Source organism: Dermatophilus sp. B7861-1 (assembly GCF_058996045.1).
Window position 1 is genome coordinate 1,516,050 of sequence record NZ_CM180082.1, and the last position, 19,625, is coordinate 1,535,674.

The 19,625-nt window shown below is 60.6% G+C and carries 13 protein-coding genes and 1 riboswitch; of the genes, 5 read left to right on the forward strand and 8 right to left on the reverse strand.

The genetic code is table 11. The annotated features are described in order from the left end of the window. Positions 1-300: 300 nt before the first annotated feature. The 4 genes from AC2T9U_RS06710 (at position 301) to AC2T9U_RS06725 (ending at position 5,996) form a co-directional block, all read left to right on the forward strand. Positions 301-1,560, forward strand: coding sequence for an ABC transporter substrate-binding protein (locus tag AC2T9U_RS06710; protein WP_115030043.1), 1,260 nt, complete (start codon positions 301-303; stop codon positions 1,558-1,560). Between the two features lie 22 nt (positions 1,561-1,582). Further along, positions 1,583-3,541, forward strand: coding sequence for a VWA domain-containing protein (locus tag AC2T9U_RS06715; RefSeq protein ID WP_493695604.1), 1,959 nt, complete (start codon positions 1,583-1,585; stop codon positions 3,539-3,541). A 21-nt stretch (positions 3,542-3,562) separates the two neighbouring features. Further along, positions 3,563-4,573: a magnesium chelatase ATPase subunit I gene (locus AC2T9U_RS06720; protein ID WP_493695605.1), complete on the forward strand. Its 1,011-nt coding sequence runs from the start codon at positions 3,563-3,565 to the stop codon at positions 4,571-4,573. Positions 4,574-4,625: 52 nt separating this feature from the next. Then, positions 4,626-4,814, forward strand: a riboswitch (cobalamin riboswitch). A gap of 132 nt (positions 4,815-4,946) precedes the next feature. After that, positions 4,947-5,996, forward strand: coding sequence for a homocysteine S-methyltransferase family protein (locus AC2T9U_RS06725; RefSeq protein WP_115030037.1), 1,050 nt, complete (start codon positions 4,947-4,949; stop codon positions 5,994-5,996). A gap of 172 nt (positions 5,997-6,168) precedes the next feature. Here AC2T9U_RS06725 and AC2T9U_RS06730 read toward each other — a convergent pair whose 3' ends face one another. The 3 genes from AC2T9U_RS06730 to rpsO form a co-directional block, all read right to left on the reverse strand. Further along, positions 6,169-7,680, reverse strand: a complete 1,512-nt coding sequence (locus tag AC2T9U_RS06730) for an APC family permease (protein WP_493695606.1) — start codon at positions 7,678-7,680, stop codon at positions 6,169-6,171. 175 nt (positions 7,681-7,855) lie between these two features. Next, positions 7,856-10,369, reverse strand: a complete 2,514-nt coding sequence (locus AC2T9U_RS06735) for a polyribonucleotide nucleotidyltransferase (RefSeq protein ID WP_493695607.1) — start codon at positions 10,367-10,369, stop codon at positions 7,856-7,858. Between the two features lie 370 nt (positions 10,370-10,739). Beyond that, positions 10,740-11,009 (reverse strand): 30S ribosomal protein S15, encoded by a 270-nt coding sequence (rpsO, locus tag AC2T9U_RS06740; protein ID WP_028327834.1) that lies wholly within the window; start codon positions 11,007-11,009, stop codon positions 10,740-10,742. Positions 11,010-11,217: 208 nt separating this feature from the next. On the opposite strand from rpsO, the gene AC2T9U_RS06745 reads away from it, so the two are divergent. Next, positions 11,218-13,566: a molybdopterin-dependent oxidoreductase gene (locus tag AC2T9U_RS06745; protein WP_493695608.1), complete on the forward strand. Its 2,349-nt coding sequence runs from the start codon at positions 11,218-11,220 to the stop codon at positions 13,564-13,566. 77 nt (positions 13,567-13,643) lie between these two features. Here the strand turns inward: AC2T9U_RS06745 and ulaG are convergent, their stop codons facing one another. The 5 genes from ulaG to AC2T9U_RS06770 all read right to left on the reverse strand — a co-directional run bounded on the left by ulaG (position 13,644) and on the right by AC2T9U_RS06770 (position 19,515). Beyond that, on the reverse strand, positions 13,644-14,699 hold the full coding sequence (gene ulaG / locus AC2T9U_RS06750) for an L-ascorbate 6-phosphate lactonase (protein ID WP_493695609.1): 1,056 nt from the start codon (positions 14,697-14,699) through the stop codon (positions 13,644-13,646). A 42-nt stretch (positions 14,700-14,741) separates the two neighbouring features. Next, entirely contained in the window at positions 14,742-16,106 is a 1,365-nt protein-coding gene (locus AC2T9U_RS06755) for an MFS transporter (RefSeq protein WP_493695610.1), read from the reverse strand. Positions 16,107-16,169: 63 nt separating this feature from the next. After that, positions 16,170-17,123, reverse strand: a complete 954-nt coding sequence (locus AC2T9U_RS06760) for a sugar kinase (protein WP_115030026.1) — start codon at positions 17,121-17,123, stop codon at positions 16,170-16,172. Further along, on the reverse strand, positions 17,120-18,706 hold the full coding sequence (locus AC2T9U_RS06765) for an L-ribulose-5-phosphate 3-epimerase (protein WP_493695611.1): 1,587 nt from the start codon (positions 18,704-18,706) through the stop codon (positions 17,120-17,122). The genes AC2T9U_RS06760 and AC2T9U_RS06765 overlap by 4 nt, the downstream gene beginning before the upstream one ends. Further along, positions 18,703-19,515 carry an orotidine 5'-phosphate decarboxylase / HUMPS family protein gene (locus tag AC2T9U_RS06770; RefSeq protein ID WP_493695612.1) on the reverse strand — a complete coding sequence of 271 codons (813 nt, stop codon included), beginning with the start codon at positions 19,513-19,515 and terminating at the stop codon, positions 18,703-18,705. Before AC2T9U_RS06770 ends, AC2T9U_RS06765 begins: the two co-directional genes overlap by 4 nt. Between the last annotated feature and the right edge of the window lie 110 nt (positions 19,516-19,625).

Sequence of the window (19,625 nt, forward strand, 5' to 3'; positions counted from 1 at the left end):
TGAGACCTCGGTCTCCAGATCCTTCAGAAACACCACTCCATTGAGCCCCTCATGCCACCATGGGGCGTCCGCCGCGAAAACACGACACCCTCGAGCTACCAGGTACCACCGGCACCATCTCGCGACGGTGACCCCCTTATTTTTACGGGGAAAACCACCGGCCATCTCGGGGCACGTCGAGTTCTCGCATCCGCCCTCGATGGAAGGGACGATTGGTGCATCGCACGACCAGCGCCCCAGACGCGCTTAGGAACTCGACGTACCTCCTCGGCCCCCACGGTCTTTCAAGGAAGGCACGCGATGTCACGTCTACGCGCCTCAATCCCGCTGCTCGCACTCACCCTCGCCCTCACAGGAGCACTCACCGGATGCAGCAGCCCGGACGGCACAGCCGCGACACCGCAAGAAAACGCCACACCACCAGCTGACCCCCCATCGGCACCACCAGCCCAAGCAGCCTGCATCGACAAATTCGACCCCACAAAGGACTACTTCCCCGACAAGGTGAAGTTCTCCGACGCAGAAAACGTCAACGTCGAATACTTCAACTCCTACAAAGTCGTCACCGTACGACACACCAAACCCGGCGGCCCCTCACAAAAATACGTACTCACCCAATGCGGCGCCCCCGAACCAAAACTGACCGGCGACCTCGCCACCGCCCAAAAAGTGACAATCCCAGTCAAAAAAGCCGCCACCGGCTCCACCGGCCACGTGCCCCCCTTCCAACTACTCAACCAATCCCAAGCCCTCGCCGGCGTCACCGACGCCGACAAAATCAGCGGCGGCAAAGTCAAAGACGCCATCAAAGCCGGAAAAATCACCAAACTCACCCCAACAGCCACCGGCGCAGACCCAGCCCAAATCACCGCCCTCAAACCCGACCTCTTCATCTCCTCCACACCCACCGACCCCGCCAACCCCAAACTCCGCAAAGAAAAAATCCCCGTCGTCTCCTACGCCGACTGGTTCGAACGCACCCCCCTCGGACGAGCCGAATGGACCAAATTCACTGCCCTATTCCTCGATGCCGAAGCCGAAGCCAACACACGCTTCGAACGCATCGCCTCCGACTACCGCACCCTCGTCGCCAAAGCCCTCCACGTCCCACATCGCCCCGCCGTGCTGCTAGGCGCCATGACCGACGGAAAATGGCAAGCCCCCGGACGCGAGAACTACGTTGCTAACGAAATCCTCGACGCCGGCGGCACATACGTCCTCGAACACCTCGACGGCACCGAACCACGCCCCATGGACTTCGAAATGGTCCTCACCCGAGGAGCCGGAACCGAAGCCTGGCTAGCCCCCGAACCAACCACACCATGGAAATCCCTCAACGACCCCATCTCCAAAGACGCCCGCATCGCCAACCTACCCCCCGTCAAAAAAGCCAACGTATGGACATTCACCAAACGAATCAACGAAGGTGGCGGAAACGACTACTGGCAAAGCGGAGCAGTCCGCCCCGACCTCGTCCTAGCCGACCTCATCGCCATCCTGCACCCCGACCTCATGCCATCCCACCAATTCACCTACTACACCCAAGTCCCCGCCCAATAACCCCCACCACCCAAACCACCCCATGAAACCCCCACCCCCATACCCCTTCACCGCCATCGTTGGACAACCACACCTCCAACTCGCACTCACCCTCCTCGCCATCGACCCCCACATCGGCGACGTACTCATCCGCGGCGAAAAAGGCACCGCCAAATCCACCGCCGCACGCGCCTTCGCCGCCCACCTACCCACCGGCATCATGCGCACTCTTCCCCTAGGCGCCACCGAAGACCGCATCACCGGAACCCTCGATATCCAAGCCACCCTCACCCATGCAACACCTATCCCCTTACCAGGCATCCTCAGCGAAGTACACGAAGGCGCTCTCTACATCGACGAGATCAACCTCCTAGACGAACACCTCCTCAACCTCGTCCTCGAAGCCGCCGCCTCTGGCACCGCCCGCATCGAACGCGAAGGCATCTCCTGCACCCACCCCGCCCAATTCGCCCTCATCGGCACCATGAACCCCGAAGAAGGACCCCTCCCCGATCACACCCTCGACCGATTCGGGCTATGCGTCGACATCACCTCCATCACCGACCTCGACACCCGCGTCCTCCTACTCGAACGCACCCTCGCCTACGAAAACAACCCCCACGCATTTGCCCACGCCTGGGCACCCCACGAACACCACCACGCCACCCACCTACAAGCCGCCCGCAACCTACTCCCCCACATCAACCTCTGTCCCGAACTCCACAACCTCATCACCACAATCACCACCACCAACCATGTCGCCGGACACCGCGCCGACATCGTCCTCACTCAAGCCACTCGCGCCCACGCCGCCTGGCACGGACGACGCCACGCCACCACCGAAGACGTCCACGCCGTCACCTCCCTCGTCCTCACCCACCGCAGCCACACCACCCCTAACCCCACCACCCCCACCGAGACACCCCAACCCACCCCACACACCTCACCCTCACTGCCCAACCTCCCCCACCACACCCCACCCAAAACCCACCCCACCAGCCACCAATCCCCACCACCGACCACCAACCACAAACAAAATCACACCACCAACCCCGACAACACCACAGGAACCTCCCTCACACCCCAACCCACCCCCACAACCACAGACCCAACCCCCAGCGACAACGACACCGATACCCCCGCAACCTGCTCCCTCATCCCCCTCCCCGGCACCACATTCCCCGTCATCCCCCTGGCCACCAACACCACCAACCCCCACACCCCCGGCCGCAAAAACACCCCCACCACCGCCCACCGCGGCCGCTACATCCGCTCCCGCCCAGCACGCCCCAACACCACCGGCGAACTCGCCCTCGACGCCACCATCCGCGCCGCCGCACCCCACCAGCACACCCGCAACAACCCCCACGGCCGCATCCAAATCGAACGCAGCGACTGGCAAGAAAAAATCCGCCAACACCACCCCGGAAACTGCACCATCTTCATCGTCGACGCCAGCGGCTCCATGGGCGCCCAAAACCGCATGACCGCAGCCAAAGGCGCCATCCTCTCCCTCCTCCTCGACGCCTACCAAAAACGCAACCGCGTCGCCCTCATCACCTTCCACCACCGCAACGCCCACATCCTCCTACCCCCCACCTCCTCCATCGAACTAGCCGGACGCCTCCTGACCGACCTACCCATCGGCGGCCCCACCCCACTACCCACCGCCCTAACCACCACCAGCCGCCTCCTACACAACCTCCTACACAAAACCCCCGAACTACGCCCCCTACTCATCCTCGTCAGCGACGGCTGCGCCAACATCGACCTCGACGGCGACCCCACACCCAGCGCAATCAACCAAGCCCACCGCCTCGCCACCAACCTCGGCAAAGACCCCCGAACCCGCTGGATAGTCGTCGACACCGAAAACCCCACCACTGCCCGACTCGGCCACGCCGCCGCCCTCGCACACGCCCTCAACGCCCCCTGCCACACCATCGACGAACTCCACGCAGACGACCTCATCCACCTCGTCCGCACCCAAATCCCCCACTAACCACACCCCGCAGGAGCCCCCATGCACCGCCCCCCATACCCCTTCGCCGCCATCGTCGGACAAGACGAAATGCGCCTAGCCCTCCTCCTAGCCGTCATCTCCCCCGCACTATCCGGCGTACTCATCCGCGGCGAAAAAGGCACCGCCAAATCCACTGCCGTACGCGCCCTAGCCGAACTACTCCCCACCCACCCCGAAATCGACGGATCCCCCTTCCACCTCTCCCCCGAGGAATACCACGACCTACGCGAACATCTCGAACCCAACCTCGGTGATACACCCCCCATCAAAAACGTCCGCGTACCCGTCATCGAACTACCCATCGGCGCCACCGAAGACCGCATCACCGGCACCCTCAACCTCGAACACGCCCTCAAAGACGGAACCCGCCGCCTCGACCCAGGCCTGCTCGCCGCCGCACACCGCGGCATCCTCTACGTCGACGAAGTCAACCTCCTCGACGACCACCTCGTCGACCTACTCCTGGACTCAGCCGCAATGGGCGTCAACACCGTCGAACGCGAAGGCGTAAGCCTCTCCCACCCCGCCCGGTTCACCCTCATCGGCACCATGAACCCCGAAGAAGGAGAACTACGTCCACAATTCCTCGACCGCTTCGGCCTATGCGTCACCATCAACGGATCAACATCCATCGCCGAACGTATCCAAATCGTCGAACGCCGCCTAGCCTACGAAGACGACCCCGCAGGCTTCGTCTGCCGCTGGGAAGAAGAATCCCGCCGCCTCTCCCGCCGCATCGCCGGAGCAATGCACCGCGTCAAAGACGTCACCGTCCCCCGCGAACACCTCTACACCGTAGCTCGAACCTGCATGGAAGCAGGTGTTGACGGACACCGCGCCGACATCATGATGCTCCGCGCAGCCAAAGCACTCGCAGCCTGGCACGGACGCGGAACCATCACCGAAAACGACCTCGACGAAGCAGCCCACCTCGTCCTCCCCCACCGCATGCGCCGCCGCCCACTGGAAGCAATCGGCGAGGTCCCCACGACCACCACCAGACACTCCTAACCCCTCTCGCCGCGGTACACACCTGTCCGTTATCCGGTCGGACATGAGACGAAAAACCGCGTCACGCTTAGACTCCCGGGCACACGACGCAGAAACGGGAAGCCGGTGAAAAACCGGCACGGTCCTCGCCACTGTGATCAGGAAGCTCCGCCTCACACATGCCACTGGAGTCCCTCCGGGAAGGCTGAGGAAGAGCGTTCGACCTGAAAGTCAGGAGACCGCCTGCGCCGTCACCAATATGCCGATCCACGAGTGATGGACGGCCGCGGCGTCACCTTAAGGCATGCCCACAAACAGGCACGCCCGCGCATCGACACCTGCGGCTCATCCGCTCCCTCGTGGTGAAGCTCCAAAATTGCCGAGGAGAGCAATAATGAGTGAACAGCCCACCCTGGTCGAACGCCTCGACGCAGGCCCCGTGATCTGCGCAGAAGGATTCCTGTTCGAACTGGAACGCCGCGGATACCTCACCGCAGGCGAATTCGTACCCGAGGTAGCCCTAGAACATCCAGACGCACTACGAGCCCTGCACGTGGACTTCCAACGCGCTGGCTCTGACATCGTCGAAGCCTTCACCTACAACGGCCACCGCGAAAAAATGCGCGTCATCGGTAAAGAAGACCTACTCGAACCACTGAACCGCGCCGCACTGCAAATCGCCCGCAACGTCGCCGATGCCGTCCCCGGCAACCTCATGGCCGGCAACATCAGCAACAGCAATATCTGGGACCCCGCAGACCCCGCATCCCAAGCCGAAGTACGCGCCATGTTCACCGAAATGGTGGGCTGGGCCGTCGACGAAGGCGCCGACCTCATCATCGGTGAAACGTTCTACTACGCAGGCGAAGCACTCACCGCCCTCGAAGTAGCAAAAAGCAGCGGTCTGCCCGTAGTACTCACCATCGCACCGATGGCCGCCAATGAAATGACCGACGGCGTCGACATTGTCGAAACAGCCTGCCGCTTAGAACAAGGCGGCGCAGACGTAGTAGGACTGAACTGCTTCCGCGGACCAGAAACGATGATGCCCTGGCTACGCGCCATCCGAAAGGCAGTGACCTGCCACGTAGGGGCACTACCTATCCCCTACCGCACCTCCCAAGAAGAACCCACCTTCTTCAACCTCTCCGACGTCTCTGCCAGCGTTCCCTCGCCACACGGACGTGCTTTCCCCACCGCCCTCGACCCGCTCTACACCAACCGGTACGAGATCGAGGCGTTCGCCAAAGAAGCATTCGATCTCGGCGCCCACTACCTCGGCGTGTGCTGCGGCGCGAGCCCGATGCTGGTACGTCAGGTAGCTGAAGCCGTTGGCAAATACACCGAGGCCAGCCGATTCTCAGAGAACATGAGCAACCACTTCATGTACGGCAACAACGACCGGCTACCTGAGCACATCGTCGCACTGGGGTCGCACGCCTGACCCTGTGACGGGCTGAACGAGCCACTGCAACCGACGGCTCACCTGCAGTAATCCTGGCCAATTCCTGCATCCACGAAAGCAGAACATCACCGCCAGGCACACAGGTAAGCGGCGGTAACCGACACCCTGCCGGGTACCGCCGCTTACCTGCACAGTGCAGACAAATCAGTTATCAACCAGCCGTGCCCTCACTACCAACGCGGGCATGCCGGTAGCTGTACGTCACGTAAATAACCACACCGATCCCAAACCACACCAGGAACCGAATCCACGTCTCCAAAGACAAGTTGGTCATCAAAAACAGGCATGCCAACACCGAAATTATTGGCACAACGGGTGAGAACGGGACCCGGAAAGGCCGTTTCAGGTCTGGGCGAGTTCGCCGTAGCACCGGCACAGCCACGCTGACAACGACAAACGCAAACAGTGTTCCGATGGCGACCATGTCAGCCAGTTCCGCCAACGGAACGAAGCCGCCAAGAAGGACAACAAAAGCCGTCGTCAAAAGCGTCATCCTCGAGGGGGTGCCGTACTTGGGATGCAACCGACCAATCCACGCTGGTAGAAGTTTGTCTCGGCCCATCGCGAAACCGATCCGCCCCATCCCTACGATGTCCACCAAAATCACCGAAGTCAGGCCACAAATCGCGGCGATAGAGATCAGAACTCCAGCCCACCCCAACCCGACAGAGGTGAACGCTGCAGCCAAAGGAGCCCCTTCATCAATGCGGTTGTAGGGAACCATTCCGGTGATCACAGCGGAGACGCCCATGTACAAAATCATGCACAGTACCAACGCGCCGATCAGTCCTCGAGGCATGTCTTTGGCGGGGTTCGTGGATTCTTCAGCCATGTTCGCTACTGATTCGAACCCGGAATAGGCGAAGAAAACCACTGCCGTTGCGGTAAGCACTCCACCAATCCCGAATGCTGCAGGCTCAAAACCGAACACCCACTGCGAAAGAGGCTGCTTCAATCCTGATGCGGTGTCGGCAGCACTGGGCTGCGACGGTGGAATGAATGGCTGCCAGTTCTGCGCTTTCACGAAGAAGGCACCGAGCGCAATGATGAACACACAAATGGAAACTTTGACTGCCACAAGCAGGTTGGTGACCCAGGCGCTCTCACGGACCCCTATCGTGGCAACCACCCCAAGAATGATGGCGATCCCGATAGCCCCGAGATTGATGACTGATCCTTCACCGAATAATGAACTCGGTAACCAGGGGAACAGGTGCAGCATGTATCCCGACCATCCTCGCGATACCACGGCAGCACCGAGCGCGAATTCCAGAACCAGGTCCCACCCGATGATCCACGCGAAGATCTCACCAATGGTGGCGTATGTGTAGGTGTATGCCGATCCCGCAGTCGGGACAGCGGCAGCGAGCTCGGCGTAGCACAGCGCAGCCAACCCGCTCACTGCTCCGGCAATAAGAAAGGCCAAGACCACGGCTGGGCCTGCGTGGTTCTTGGCCTCGATCCCGGTGAGGGTGAAAATCCCGGTGCCGATGATCATGCCTACGCCGAAACCGATGAGGTCTTTCAACCCGAGGCGTTTGACGAATTGGCCAGTTTCACCGGCGACAGCGGACTCATCGTCCTGCTGATGGAGGATGTCTTCCACCGGTTTTAACCGGAGCATGCCGAGATGCTTTCGGTCTTCTGGGGTTGATTGAGTCATGCTCGCCAGCGTAAAGCGTGTTCTGCTGCCGCATGCGCTCTGGGGACAACGCCCGCTGTGGATTGTTTCCTATTCGGCGTGGCCAGGAACCCCCGGATGCTTCTGTGGGGCTCTTCCCGGTAACGGGAAGAGCCCCACAGGCAGCTTGCTCTGACTATGCGAGCTAGCGACTCACTCAGGCTTCTTCGGAGGAGTTACTTGCGCCCTCGGAAGCTTTAGCGGAGTCGACGAGCTCTTTGGCCTCGCGAGTGTTCGTGCCGGATTCGACATTGTCATCGTGGTGCGTCCGGCGGCGACGGCGGGGACGCGGGGCGTCATCGTCGTCGCGACGCGGGCGGCGCCCACCATTGTCGCCTCGTCCGCCGCGGCGACGCGGACGGGAGTCGCTTTCACCTTCGGAACTGGAGCTGGAGCTAGCTCCTTCGGAAGCTGCAGCCTCGGCTGCTGCCTGCTGCTCTTCGGTCAGCACAACGGCAAGGGACAGCTTTCCGCGCGGGTCGATTTCTTTAAGCTCAACCTGCACTTTCTGCCCCACTGCCAGAACGTCATCGACCACGTCAATGCGCTTGCCACCGACCAGTTTGCGCACTTCAGAGATGTGCAAGAGGCCGTCTTTGCCCGGAAGCAGGGAGATAAACGCACCGAACGTGGTGGTCTTGACCACTGTGCCAAGGAAGCGTTCGCCAACCTCTGGCATCTGTGGGTTAGCGATCGCGTTGACAGCGGCACGTGCTGCTTCGGCCGAGGGGCCGTCAGTAGCACCAATGAAGACGGTGCCGTCATCTTCGATCGAGATGTCTGCGCCAGTGTCTTCCTGGATCTGGTTGATCATCTTGCCCTTCGGGCCGATGACTTCACCGATCTTGTCGACGGGAACCTGAACCGAGATCACGCGAGGCGCGAAGGGGCTCATCTCGTCGGGGGTGTCGATTGCCTCGAGCATCACGTCGAGGATGTGGAAGCGAGCTTCGCGGGCCTGCTTCAAAGCCCCGCCAAGCACGGAGGCAGGGATGCCGTCGAGCTTGGTGTCCAACTGAATAGCGGTAACGAATTCGCGCGTACCGGCAACCTTGAAGTCCATGTCACCGAAGGCATCTTCGGCGCCAAGGATGTCGGTCAGCGCCGCGTACTTCATTTCGCCGTCGATTTCGGCCGAGACCAGACCCATCGCGATACCAGCAACTGGGGCGCGCAACGGCACACCGGCGTTGAGCAGTGACAGCGTCGATGCACAGACCGACCCCATCGAGGTCGACCCGTTAGATCCGAGGGCTTCAGAGACCTGACGGATTGCGTATGGGAATTCTTCACGGCTGGGAAGAACAGGCACGAGCGCGCGTTCGGCCAGCATGCCGTGACCGATCTCGCGACGCTTAGGCGAACCAACGCGCCCGGTCTCGCCAGTGGAGAACGGCGGGAAGTTGTAGTTGTGCATGTACCGCTTGCGCGTATGCGGGCTCAGCGAGTCCACTTGCTGCTCCATGCGGAGCATGTTCAGGGTGGTCACGCCCATAATCTGGGTTTCACCGCGTTCGAAGATCGCCGAACCGTGAACTCGTGGAAGCACCTCAACTTCGGCCGAGAGTGCCCGAATATCGGCCAAGCCACGGCCATCGATGCGGACCTGCTCACGCAGAATGCGCTCGCGGACCAGGTTCTTTTGGACGGCTTTGTAGGCGGCGGAAATTTCTTTTTCCCGCCCAGCAAATTCGCCTGGTTCTTCTTCAGTTCCGGCGAGTGAAGACTTGAGTTCTTCTTTCAGATCATCGATGCCGTCTTCGCGTTCCTGCTTGTCTGCTACTGAGAGCAGTTCGCGGAGTTTCTCACCAGAAGCTGTCTCAACAGCGGCGTAAACATCGTCCTGGTAGTCAAGGAACAGCGGGAATTCGCGGACCTCTTTGGCAGCGGTAGCGGCCAGCTCGGACTGGGCTTTACACAGCTGCGCGATGAACACCTTGGCGGCTTCGAGCCCCTCGGCAACGACCTCTTCGGTCGGGGCGGTCTTGCCTTCGTTTTTCACCAGCTGCCACGTGGATTCCGTGGATTCAGCTTCCACCATCATGATGGCAACATCGTCACTGCCGTCAGCGTTCTGGCCAACGATGCGGCCTGCAACAACCATGTCGAAGGTGGATTTCTCGGCGTGTGAGAAGTCAGGGAAAGCAACCCACTGTCCGTCGATCAAAGAAACACGGACGCCACCGACCGGGCCAGAGAACGGCAGACCGGAAATTTGCGTGGATGCCGATGCTGCGTTGATCGCCAGCACGTCGTACTGGTAGTCCGGGTGGCTAGCGAGAACGGTGATGACAACCTGAACCTCGTTGCGCAGGCCCTTCACAAAGGAGGGACGCAACGGGCGGTCGATGAGGCGGCAGGTCAGGATCGCGTCGGTGCCGGGGCGGCCTTCACGGCGGAAGAACGAACCGGGAATTTTGCCCGCAGCGTACTGGCGTTCTTCAACGTCAACGGTCAGCGGGAAGAAGTCGAACTGGTCCTTGGGTGTCTTGCCCGCGGTGGTGGTGGACAGCAGAGCGGTGCCGGTGTCCATCTCATCTTCAAAGATGTAAGCAGTGACCGAGCCTGCGGCCTGCTTTGCGAGACGTCCGGTTTCGAACCGGATGGTGCGCTTGCCGAACTTTCCGTTGTCGATGACGGTTTCGGCGAACGTGATTTCTGGACCCTCCATGTGGGCCCTCCTTTTCTTCATCTACTCACCAAATGCATCGTCGTTGTGCATCGGGTGTTCCAACTCGTGCGCGGCAGCGTCCAGGCTGTGTTTGACACTGTGTCCGTGGACCTCGGGGCCGGGCACGTTACGAGCGTTCGTGCGCTCGTTTCTCGGGGGCGCATTGCAGCCCAGCCGAGTTTTCCTTCCATGCTGTCCTGTTTTGGGACAGTTTTCACGACGTGAGGCCCGTTAGGCGGGCGTGTTGCACTTTTCCGGGCGTGTATGTGCTTTCAGAAAAGCGCACCCGTATCTAGAGACGTCGTCCTCTGCGTGATACGGGATACGCGTCAAGGGCGGCTCCCAAAGGAACCGCCCTTGACGCGAAGACTCAGTGACGCAGACCGAGACGTTTGATGAGTGAGCGGTAGCGCTCGATGTCAATGTCTGCGAGGTAACGCAGCATGCGCTTACGGCGACCAACCAGAAGGAGCAGGCCACGACGGCTGTGGTGGTCGTGCTTGTGCTCACGGCTGTGCTGGGTGAGGTCATTGATGCGCTTGGTCAAGAGCGCGATCTGCACCTCAGGGGAACCGGTGTCACCCTCGTGCGTGGCGTACTCTTCCATGATCTGCTTCTTGGTTTCGGCGTCCAGCGACACTGGGCAACTCCTCGATCTGTCGTTGCGCGGTGCTCGGGGGCTTATCCACCCGGCGCTCTTTATCCGCGGCCGTTCTGACGGCAAGAGGCGACTTTACCAGCGCTTCCCACCACTCCCCTAATCACGGTGGCGACACTGCCTTTAAATATTCTCTCACTTTTCGCTTCCGTGAACGTTCAAGCTCCACGCGTGGGGCACCCTGGAGTACATGAGTTCCCGCCATGTCTCCCACTGGGGTGTGTACGACGCCCACCATTCCCCCGATGGAACCGACATCGAATCTGTCACCCCCTGGTCCGATGACACTGCACCATCTGCCCTGCTGGATAACGTGCCAGGCGCGGTCACGCGCCCTTCGCGTGTACAGCGCCCTGCTGTACGACGCCGCTGGTGGGAACACGGCCCAGGACCTGACCGCGAGCGCGGGCGCGCTGGCTCTAATCAAGACTGGATCACCCCAGGGTGGGATGAGGTGCTTGACCGTCTCGCCGATGAGCTAGGTCGCGTTTACCGTGACCATGGCGCGCAGGCAGTTTTCGGGGGCTCCTATGGTTGGGCAAGCGCAGGGCGTTTTCATCACGCGCAGAGTCAACTTCACCGCTTTCTCAACACATTGGGCGGATATACGCGGGGTGTAAATACATATTCAACGGGAGCGTCGGAAGTTCTTTTCCCGCACATCCTTACGGACGAGTCCGCCCTGACTCAGTTCGCGACCACGTGGGATGTCATCGCTGAGCACACAGAAACGCTCATCGCTTTTGGTGGAGTTCCCTTAAAAAACACTGGAATTGATGCAGGAGGCGCAGGTGATCACCCCACCGGGCGAGCGCTTGATGCTTTACATTCCCGTGGCGCGAACCTTGTGGTTGTTTCACCGCTGCGCGATGACCTACCTGGAGCGCGCTGGGTACCTGTTTCTCCTGGAACGGACACGGCACTCATGCTCGCGATGACCCATGTTCTGCTCGAAGAGAATCTCGCTGATAGCGAATTTCTGGAGAAGTACTGCTCGGGTGCTGACACGTATGCCGATTACATCCTTGGCCGCAGTGATGGTGAGCCGAAATCCGCGCGCTGGGCGGAGGAGATTACGGGGATTAAGGCTGAAGAGATTCAAGCCTTAGCGCGCTTGGCCGCTGAAACGCGCACACTCGTCACTGTTTCGTGGTCATTGCAGCGAGCTCGCCATGGTGAACAACCCATGTGGGCTGCGTTGGCGCTTGCGGCTCATTTGGGGCAGATCGGTCTTCCTGGTGGTGGGTTTGCCAGCGGGTATGGGTCGATGAATAAGCCAGGCTGTTCCTCTACGCCGCTACGGTTCCCAGCTTTGCCTCAAGGGCAGAATCCAGTTAGTGAGTTCATCCCGGTTGCCAAGATCAGTGATTTGCTTCTTCATCCGGGTGAGGAGTTCACGTATGACGGTGGCACTTACACGTATCCCGATATTCGTCTGGTGTGGTGGGCCGGAGGAAATCCCTTCCATCACCATCAAGATCTGGGGCGTCTGACGAATGCTTTTACCCGTCCAGACACGATCATCGTTTCTGATCCTTACTGGACGTCTACAGCACGTCACGCAGACATCGTTCTTCCCTCCACCACTACTTTTGAGCGTGATGATATTGGTGGGGCGCGTTCGGGGGCGCGACTAACTCCGATGCGAGCGCTGGTTTCTCGGTACTGCGAGGCTCGTGATGACTACGATATTTACGCAGCTTTGGCCGAGCGGCTTGAGGTGGGTGAGGTTTTCACTGAGAACCGTGATGCGCAGGAGTGGCTGCGTCACTTGTACGGCGTTTTTGAGGAGGATGTCACTCAGGGCCGTATCACGCCGCCGGGGATGCAGGTGCCGGAGCTGCCATCGTTTGAGGAGTTTTGGGATAGCGAGGGGATTGATCTGCCTCGGCTGGGTTCCATTGTGGCGTTTGAGGATTTCCGGGCGGATCCTGATGAGAATCCGTTGCCTACTCCGTCGGGTCGCATTGAGCTGACGAGCGAGACGATTGCTGCGCTTGAGTTGCCTGATTGCCCGGGGCACCCAACGTGGCTGGCTCCTACAGAGTATTTGGGTGCGAACTATGCCAATACATTCCCGTTGTTGTTGTTGGCTAATCAGCCTGCTTCACGGCTGCATTCTCAGCTTGATGACGGTGCTACATCGATGGCTTCGAAGGTGGCTGGTCGGGAGCCGATTCGTTTGAATCCTGCGGATGCTGCGGCGCGGGGTATTGATACCGGAGATGTCGTTTTGGTGAGCAATGATCGCGGGGCTTGTCTGGCGGGGGCGATTTTGAGTGATGCTGTGCGCCAGAACGTTGTGCAGTTGTCGACGGGGGCATGGTTTGACCCGTATGACCCGCAGGTGCATGGGCCAGAGGCTGGCCAGGCTGGGCTACGTGTGGGGACGTGTGTGCACGGTAATCCGAATGTGTTGACTGCTGATGTTGCTACCTCTGGTTTGTCGCAGGGGTGTACTGGTCAGCATGTTTTGGTGGAGGTTGTGCGTTGGGATGGCCCGGTTCCGGAGGTGAGTGTGCATGAGGCTCCGTGTTGATTGAGGTTTTTGGGGCATGCGGGTGGCCCGCGCACCGTGATGGTGTGCGGGCCACCCGCATGTGATGGGCGTGGTGCTTAGAGGATGGAGGGAAATGGGACGTTTTGTTCTTCGGTGAAGCAGTCTTCAAAGCCGCGGCGGTAGTGGTATTGGATTTTGTCTTTGTCAGTGGGGTAGGTGAATTTGCCGCCGACTTCCCAGAGGAATGGTTTGAACTGGTACTGCAGGACGTCTTTCTTGTAGCGCCACAGCATGAGGATTTCCATGGGGTCGGCTTTGAAGTTGGTCCATACGTCGTGGTGGAACGGAATGACCACTTTGGTGCCGAGGGCTTCGGCCATGCGCAGGATGTCCACGGAGGTCATCTTGTCTTGGTTGCCGATGGGGTTTTCGCCGTAGGAGCCTAGGGCGACGTCGATGTGGTGGTCTTTTCCGTGTTTGGCGTAGCGGATGGAGTAGTGCGAGTCGCCGCTGTGGTAGATGTTCCCGGCGGGGGTTTTGAATAGGTAGTTGACTGCTTTGTCGTCCATGGTGGGGACGGTGCCTTCGAGGTCTTCGGAGGAGGTGACCAGGACGGTGCGGTCGAAGGAGTCGAGCATGACGATCTCGACGTCTTTGATTTGTACGGTGTCACCAGGTTTGACGACGGTGATGCGTTCTTCTGGGACACCCCATGAGACCCAGAGGTCGGCGCAGCCTTGTGGGCCGATGAAGGGGACGTCGGGCGAACAGTTTTTCAGGACTGCTGCGGCGAAGAAGGGGTCGATGTGGTCTTGGTGGATGTGGGTGGCCAGGACGGCGTCGACCTGGGTTACGGCGAAGGGGTCGTAAACGATGGGTGCTGCGCGCAGGTTGGGTTGGAGTGCTCGTCCACCGGTCATGTTGCGCATCTGGTGGTAGGGCTTCATTTCGGTGACTTTTTGGGTGCGTTTGCCGTTGCCGAACCATAGGTCGGTGGCGATGTTGGTGCCGTTTTCGGTTTTGAGCCAGATACCGGTGCAGCCGATCCACCACATGCTGACGGTGCCTGGTTCGACGTGAGTGTTGTCGATTTCTTCGTTGAGCCAGGTTCCCCATTCGGGGAATGCCCCGAGGATCCATTTTTCGCGGGTGATTTCGTCGATTTTGCTCATGTCTGATCTCCGGTTGGTTGGTGTTGTGTGGTTGGTGGTGGGTTAGATGGTGTCGAGTGATTTGCCTTTGGTTTCGGTGGCGAAGAGGTAGGTGATACCGCCGAGGAGTAGGAGTGCGGCGAAGAAGGTGAAGGCTGGGGCGATGGAGTCGAGGGTGACTTTTGCTCCGAACATTGCGCCCAGGAGTGCGGGTCCGAAGATTTTGGCGGTGGCTCCGATGCCGTATCCGAGGCCGAGTCCGGTGGATCGGGCTTCGTTGGGGAATTGTTCAGCTCCGAAGGCATTGAGGATGCCGAAGGCTCCGTCGCCGAAGGTCATGGCGATGAGGATTCCGGTGAAGAAGATCCATCCGGCGTGGGCGCTATCACCGGTGGTTGTGGAGATAGCTGCGAGGAGTAGTCCGCAGGCGCCGATGAGTCCGAAACTGAACATGGTCCTTCTGCGGCCGATTTTGTCGGCGAGCCAGGCGGAGGTGAGGCGGCCGAGGAGGTCACCGAGTGAGACGAGCATGAAGAGGTTGGCGACCATGCCGGTGTCGAATGCGTAGCCGGAGCCAAGGATGGTTTGGCCCCAGGATTGGATGACGGAGGACCCGAGGATGAAGCTGAAGGATCCGAGGGTGATGATGACTAGTGGCCGTAGGTAGTTGCTGAAGATAATGGAGTATGAGGCTGCTTCGGTGTGGGTGGGGGCAGGTAGTTCACCGAGTTTGTTGACGGGGATTTCTAGTGCCCAGGCGAGGGCTTTTCGGGCCTCGTCGGTGCGGCCTTGGGTTTGTAGGTAGCGGGGTGATTCGGGCACGGCTCGTAGCCATAGGAGGAGAAAGATTGGCGCGGCTCCCAGGGCGATGAGCAGTCTCCAGTTGTCGCCGACCATTTTGGAGGCGAGGCTGCCGAGGAATAGGCCTAGGGGGATGAATACGGAGGCGAGTCCGGATAGTAGGCCGCGTTGTTTAGCGGGGACGAATTCTTGGATGTAGGGGATGGAGACGATGTTGAGTCCGCCGACGCCGATGCCGACGAGGACGCGCAGGGCGGCCAGCATGATCCAGGCGTTGTCGGGGGTGAAGACGGATATGAAGGTGAAGAGGGTGAAGAGCAGGACGCACCAGAAGAAGCTGACTTTGCGTCCGATGCGGTCGGCGAGGTGTCCCCAGAGGATGGCGCCGATGACGGTGCCAAGGCCGGACATGGCAAGGATGATGCCGATTTCGTTGCCGTTGAGGTTCCAGTTGGGGTCTTTGAGCAGGCTGTTTACGGCGAAGCCGATGAGGAACATGTCGAAGAATTCGGAGATGTTTCCGGTGATGGCTAGGCCGATGAGGCTTTTTTGGTTTCGGGTGAGTGGGCGTGAGTCGATTTGTTGTAGCGCTGTTGGGTGCGCTGAGGGTACAGCGATGTCACTCATGACGAGTCCTAGGTGGTGGGCCGGCTGAACGGCTAGAGGGTAGGTAGGTGGTGGGGTGGGTTTTCAGCGCAGGATGTCTGCTGTGGTGGGTATGGCGAGTTCTTCGGGGGTGACGTGGGTGAGGTCGCCGTGGTGGGTGAGGGCAAGTTTTGAGGTGCGTAGTCCCCAGATGATTCCGTCTTTGACGCTGTTGCCGAGGTAGCCGTGGAGGGTGGCGGCGACGAAGGAGTCGCCTGCTCCTGGGCGGTCGGTGATGGGGACAGTTTCGACGGCGTGGATGGATTTTCCTTCGATGCCGCTGTAGTAGACGCCGTTGATGCCGTCTGTGGAGATGACGTGGTTGATGGTGTTGTACATGGCGTGGAGTTGGGCGTTGATGGCGGGCCCGTCTCCGTCGAGGCCGAAGAGTTTGTGGGCGTCTGAGCGTGAGCAGAAGAGGATGTCGACTTTGTCGAAGAGGGGTTCGAGGACTGCTCGTGCTTGGGCTGGGGTCCACAGGAGGCTGCGGTAGTTGACGTCGAGGGCGACGCGGACGCCGCGTCGGTGGGCTTGGGTGACGGCGTAGGTGACGGTGGCGGCGGTGGATGGGGTGAGTGCGGCGGTGATGCCGGTGACGAAGAGGACGTCGGTGTCTAGCAGTGCGTCCCAGTTGAAGGTGTTGGGGGTGATGTCGCGGAAGGCGGTGTGGTGGCGGTCGTAGGTGACGCGGGCGGGCATGGGTGGATCGCCTGGTTCGAGGAAGTAGAGGGCCATGCGGCCTTCTGGGACACGAACGACGTGGGAAAGGTCGACGCCTGCGCCGCGGTATTCGGAGAGGAATCGGCAGGCCAGGTCTCCTCCGGGTAGGACTGTGGCGTAGGTGGTTCTGCGGGCGAGTTGGGCTAGTAGGCCGGCGACGTTGGCTTCGGAGCCTGCTGGGGTGAGCCGGAGGTCGCTGCAGGTTGCTAGGCGTTCGCCGCGGTGGACGGTGAGTCGGATTTGGGCTTCGCCGAAGGTGGTTAGTTCGTAGGTGCTCATCGGCGTAGTCCTTCACTGGCGGCGTCGGTGCCGTAACGGTTTTGGTAGCGGTCGAAGTTGGCGTTGATTTCTTCTTGGGGTAGTTCGGTGAGGGTGCCGAGGGATTCTGCGACGAGGACCGTGTGGGCGATGTCTTCGACCATGATGGCGGCTTGGAGGGCTTTGTCGATTGTTGGGCCGATGGTGAATACGCCGTGCTGTTTCATCAGGATTGCTGGTGAGGTGCCGATGGATCGGACTATTTCTTCGCCGATGGCGTTACCGCCGATGGGGGCATAGTCCCCTAGGGGTACTTCGCCTCCGAATTCGTCGGCGATGGCGGTCAGGACGCACGGAATGGGTCGGCCTGCGGCGGCGAAGGCGGTGGCGTAGCGGGAGTGTGTGTGGATGATGGACATCACGTCGGGGCGGGCGCGGTAGACGGCTAGGTGAGATGCGGTGTCGGAGCTTGGTCCGTGTTCTCCGGCGATGATTGTGCCGTTGATATCAACGATGACCATGTCTTCGGGGGTCATGACGTTGTAGGGCATTCCGGAGGGTTTGATGATGATGTGGCCGGTTTCGGGGTCGCGGGCAGAGAGGTTTCCGCCGGTCCAGGCGACGAGTCCGGCTTCGGGGAGGGCGAGGTTTCCGCGGCAGACTTCTTTGCGTAGTTCGGTGAGGCTGTGGGGTAGGTCGGTGGTGGGTGTTGGGGGCGGGGTGGTGACGGTAATGCCTGCGTGGGTGAGTTTGTCGTGGATGTATTGGCGTGCTGTGGCGGCGAGTTGGGCAGAGTTGTCTGCTTCGTCGTTCCACATTTCGATCATCATGCGGCCGGTCCAGTTTTGGGCGGCGAGTTCGGTGAAGGCTTCGTCCCAGTTGACGATGCCTGTGCCCATGAGGACGCGTCGGGGTTCGCCGGGGCGGACGTCTTTGGCGTGGAGGGCGAGCATGTGGCCGCGGCCGCGGCGTAGTTCGCTAGTGATGTTGAGGCCTTGTTCGGCGATGTTGCCGATGTCGGGGTAGAGCTGGAGCCAGGGTGAGTCGATTTCGTTGACGATGTGCATTGCGGTGGAGATGGAGGTGATGTCGGTGCCGTCGACGTTTTCGATGCCTAGGAGGATGCCGCGGGTTGCTGCGTGGGCTGCGCCGGTGCGTAGGCATTCGACGTACCACTGGCGGTTTTGGGGGTGGGGTGTTTCGTAGTAGGCGAAGTATCCGGCGAGTTGGAGGACGGGGATGTGAAGGTCGGCGGCGAGGTCGATGCCGTCGATAAGGACTTGGATGGCTTGGGCGCGGGTGTGTGGGTCGCTGGATCCGGGGGCGACGCGGCGGTGGAGGGATAGGCACAGTCCGCCGAGTTTGATGCCGGCATTGTGGGCGGCGTGGCGTACTTCGTCGCGTTGTTTTTTGTTCCAGTGCAGGCGTGCTTGGCGTTCTGGGGTTTCGTCGATGGATATGTCAACGAAGGAGAATCCTGCGGTTGCTGCTTGGGTGAAGAAGCTGGGCCAGGTGCCAGTCCATTTGAGTGCTTTTTCGTAGATGCCTAGTTCGATGGTGGCGGTGGTGGTGCGGGTGTGTTCGATGGTGGGGGTGGCGTTCATTTCCAGACCTGCCCGATTGCGTGGTTGAGTTCGGCGGCGGCGGCTGCGGGGTCGGTGGCGGTGGTGATTGAGCGTCCGGCGATGATGATGCCGACGGGGTGTCCGGCGAAGGTTGTCAGGTCGGTGGCGGTGATGCCGCCGGTGACGGTGACGGTGAATCCCATGGCGGCGAGCTGGTCGATGCGTTCGAGGTCGGTGGGTTTCCAGGAGAGGTCGCCGCTGGCTTCGCGGTCGCGGGAACGTTTGACGATGATGTGTTGGACGCCGGCGTCGCGCCATTGGTGGGCGCGGTCGGGGTCGAACCATTCGTCGGCGAGTTCGACTTGGACTTCTCCGTTGAATTCTGCGGCGACGGCACAGACCTGGCGGACGGTTGTCATGGATGCGCCAGCGACGACGGAGACGAGGTTGGCTCCGGCTTCGAAGGCCATGCGGGAGAGGATGGAGCCGGCTTCTGCGATGCGGATGTCGGCGAGGATTGTTGTGTTGGGGAAGAGGGCTCGTATTTCTCGGACGGCGCGCAGTCCTTCAGCCAGGATGAGGACGGTTCCGCATTCGATGATGTCGATGTGGGCGATGACGCGCGGCAGAGGTGCGAGGGCACTGGGGAGGTCGCGGACGTCGAGTGCGACTTGCAGTCGGGGCCTGGGGTGGGGGCTGCAGTCGTGCGACGTGTCTTCAGCGCGGGTCTGACTCATGTCGTCTCCTTCGTCGAGGCTGCCGTCGAGGCGGCGGCCCTGCTTCCCGGCGTCGTTACCGGGATGCGGAGAACGTAGATCTCTGGCGTGGACCACGGCGAGCGACCACATGCACAGGTGTGCACGACTACGTCACATTCGAGGTGTATGTATGTTTTGACCTGTGTTTTTTTGAACGCGTTAGCTTTACCTAACGCTCCACATTTGCACACAAGTGCGCA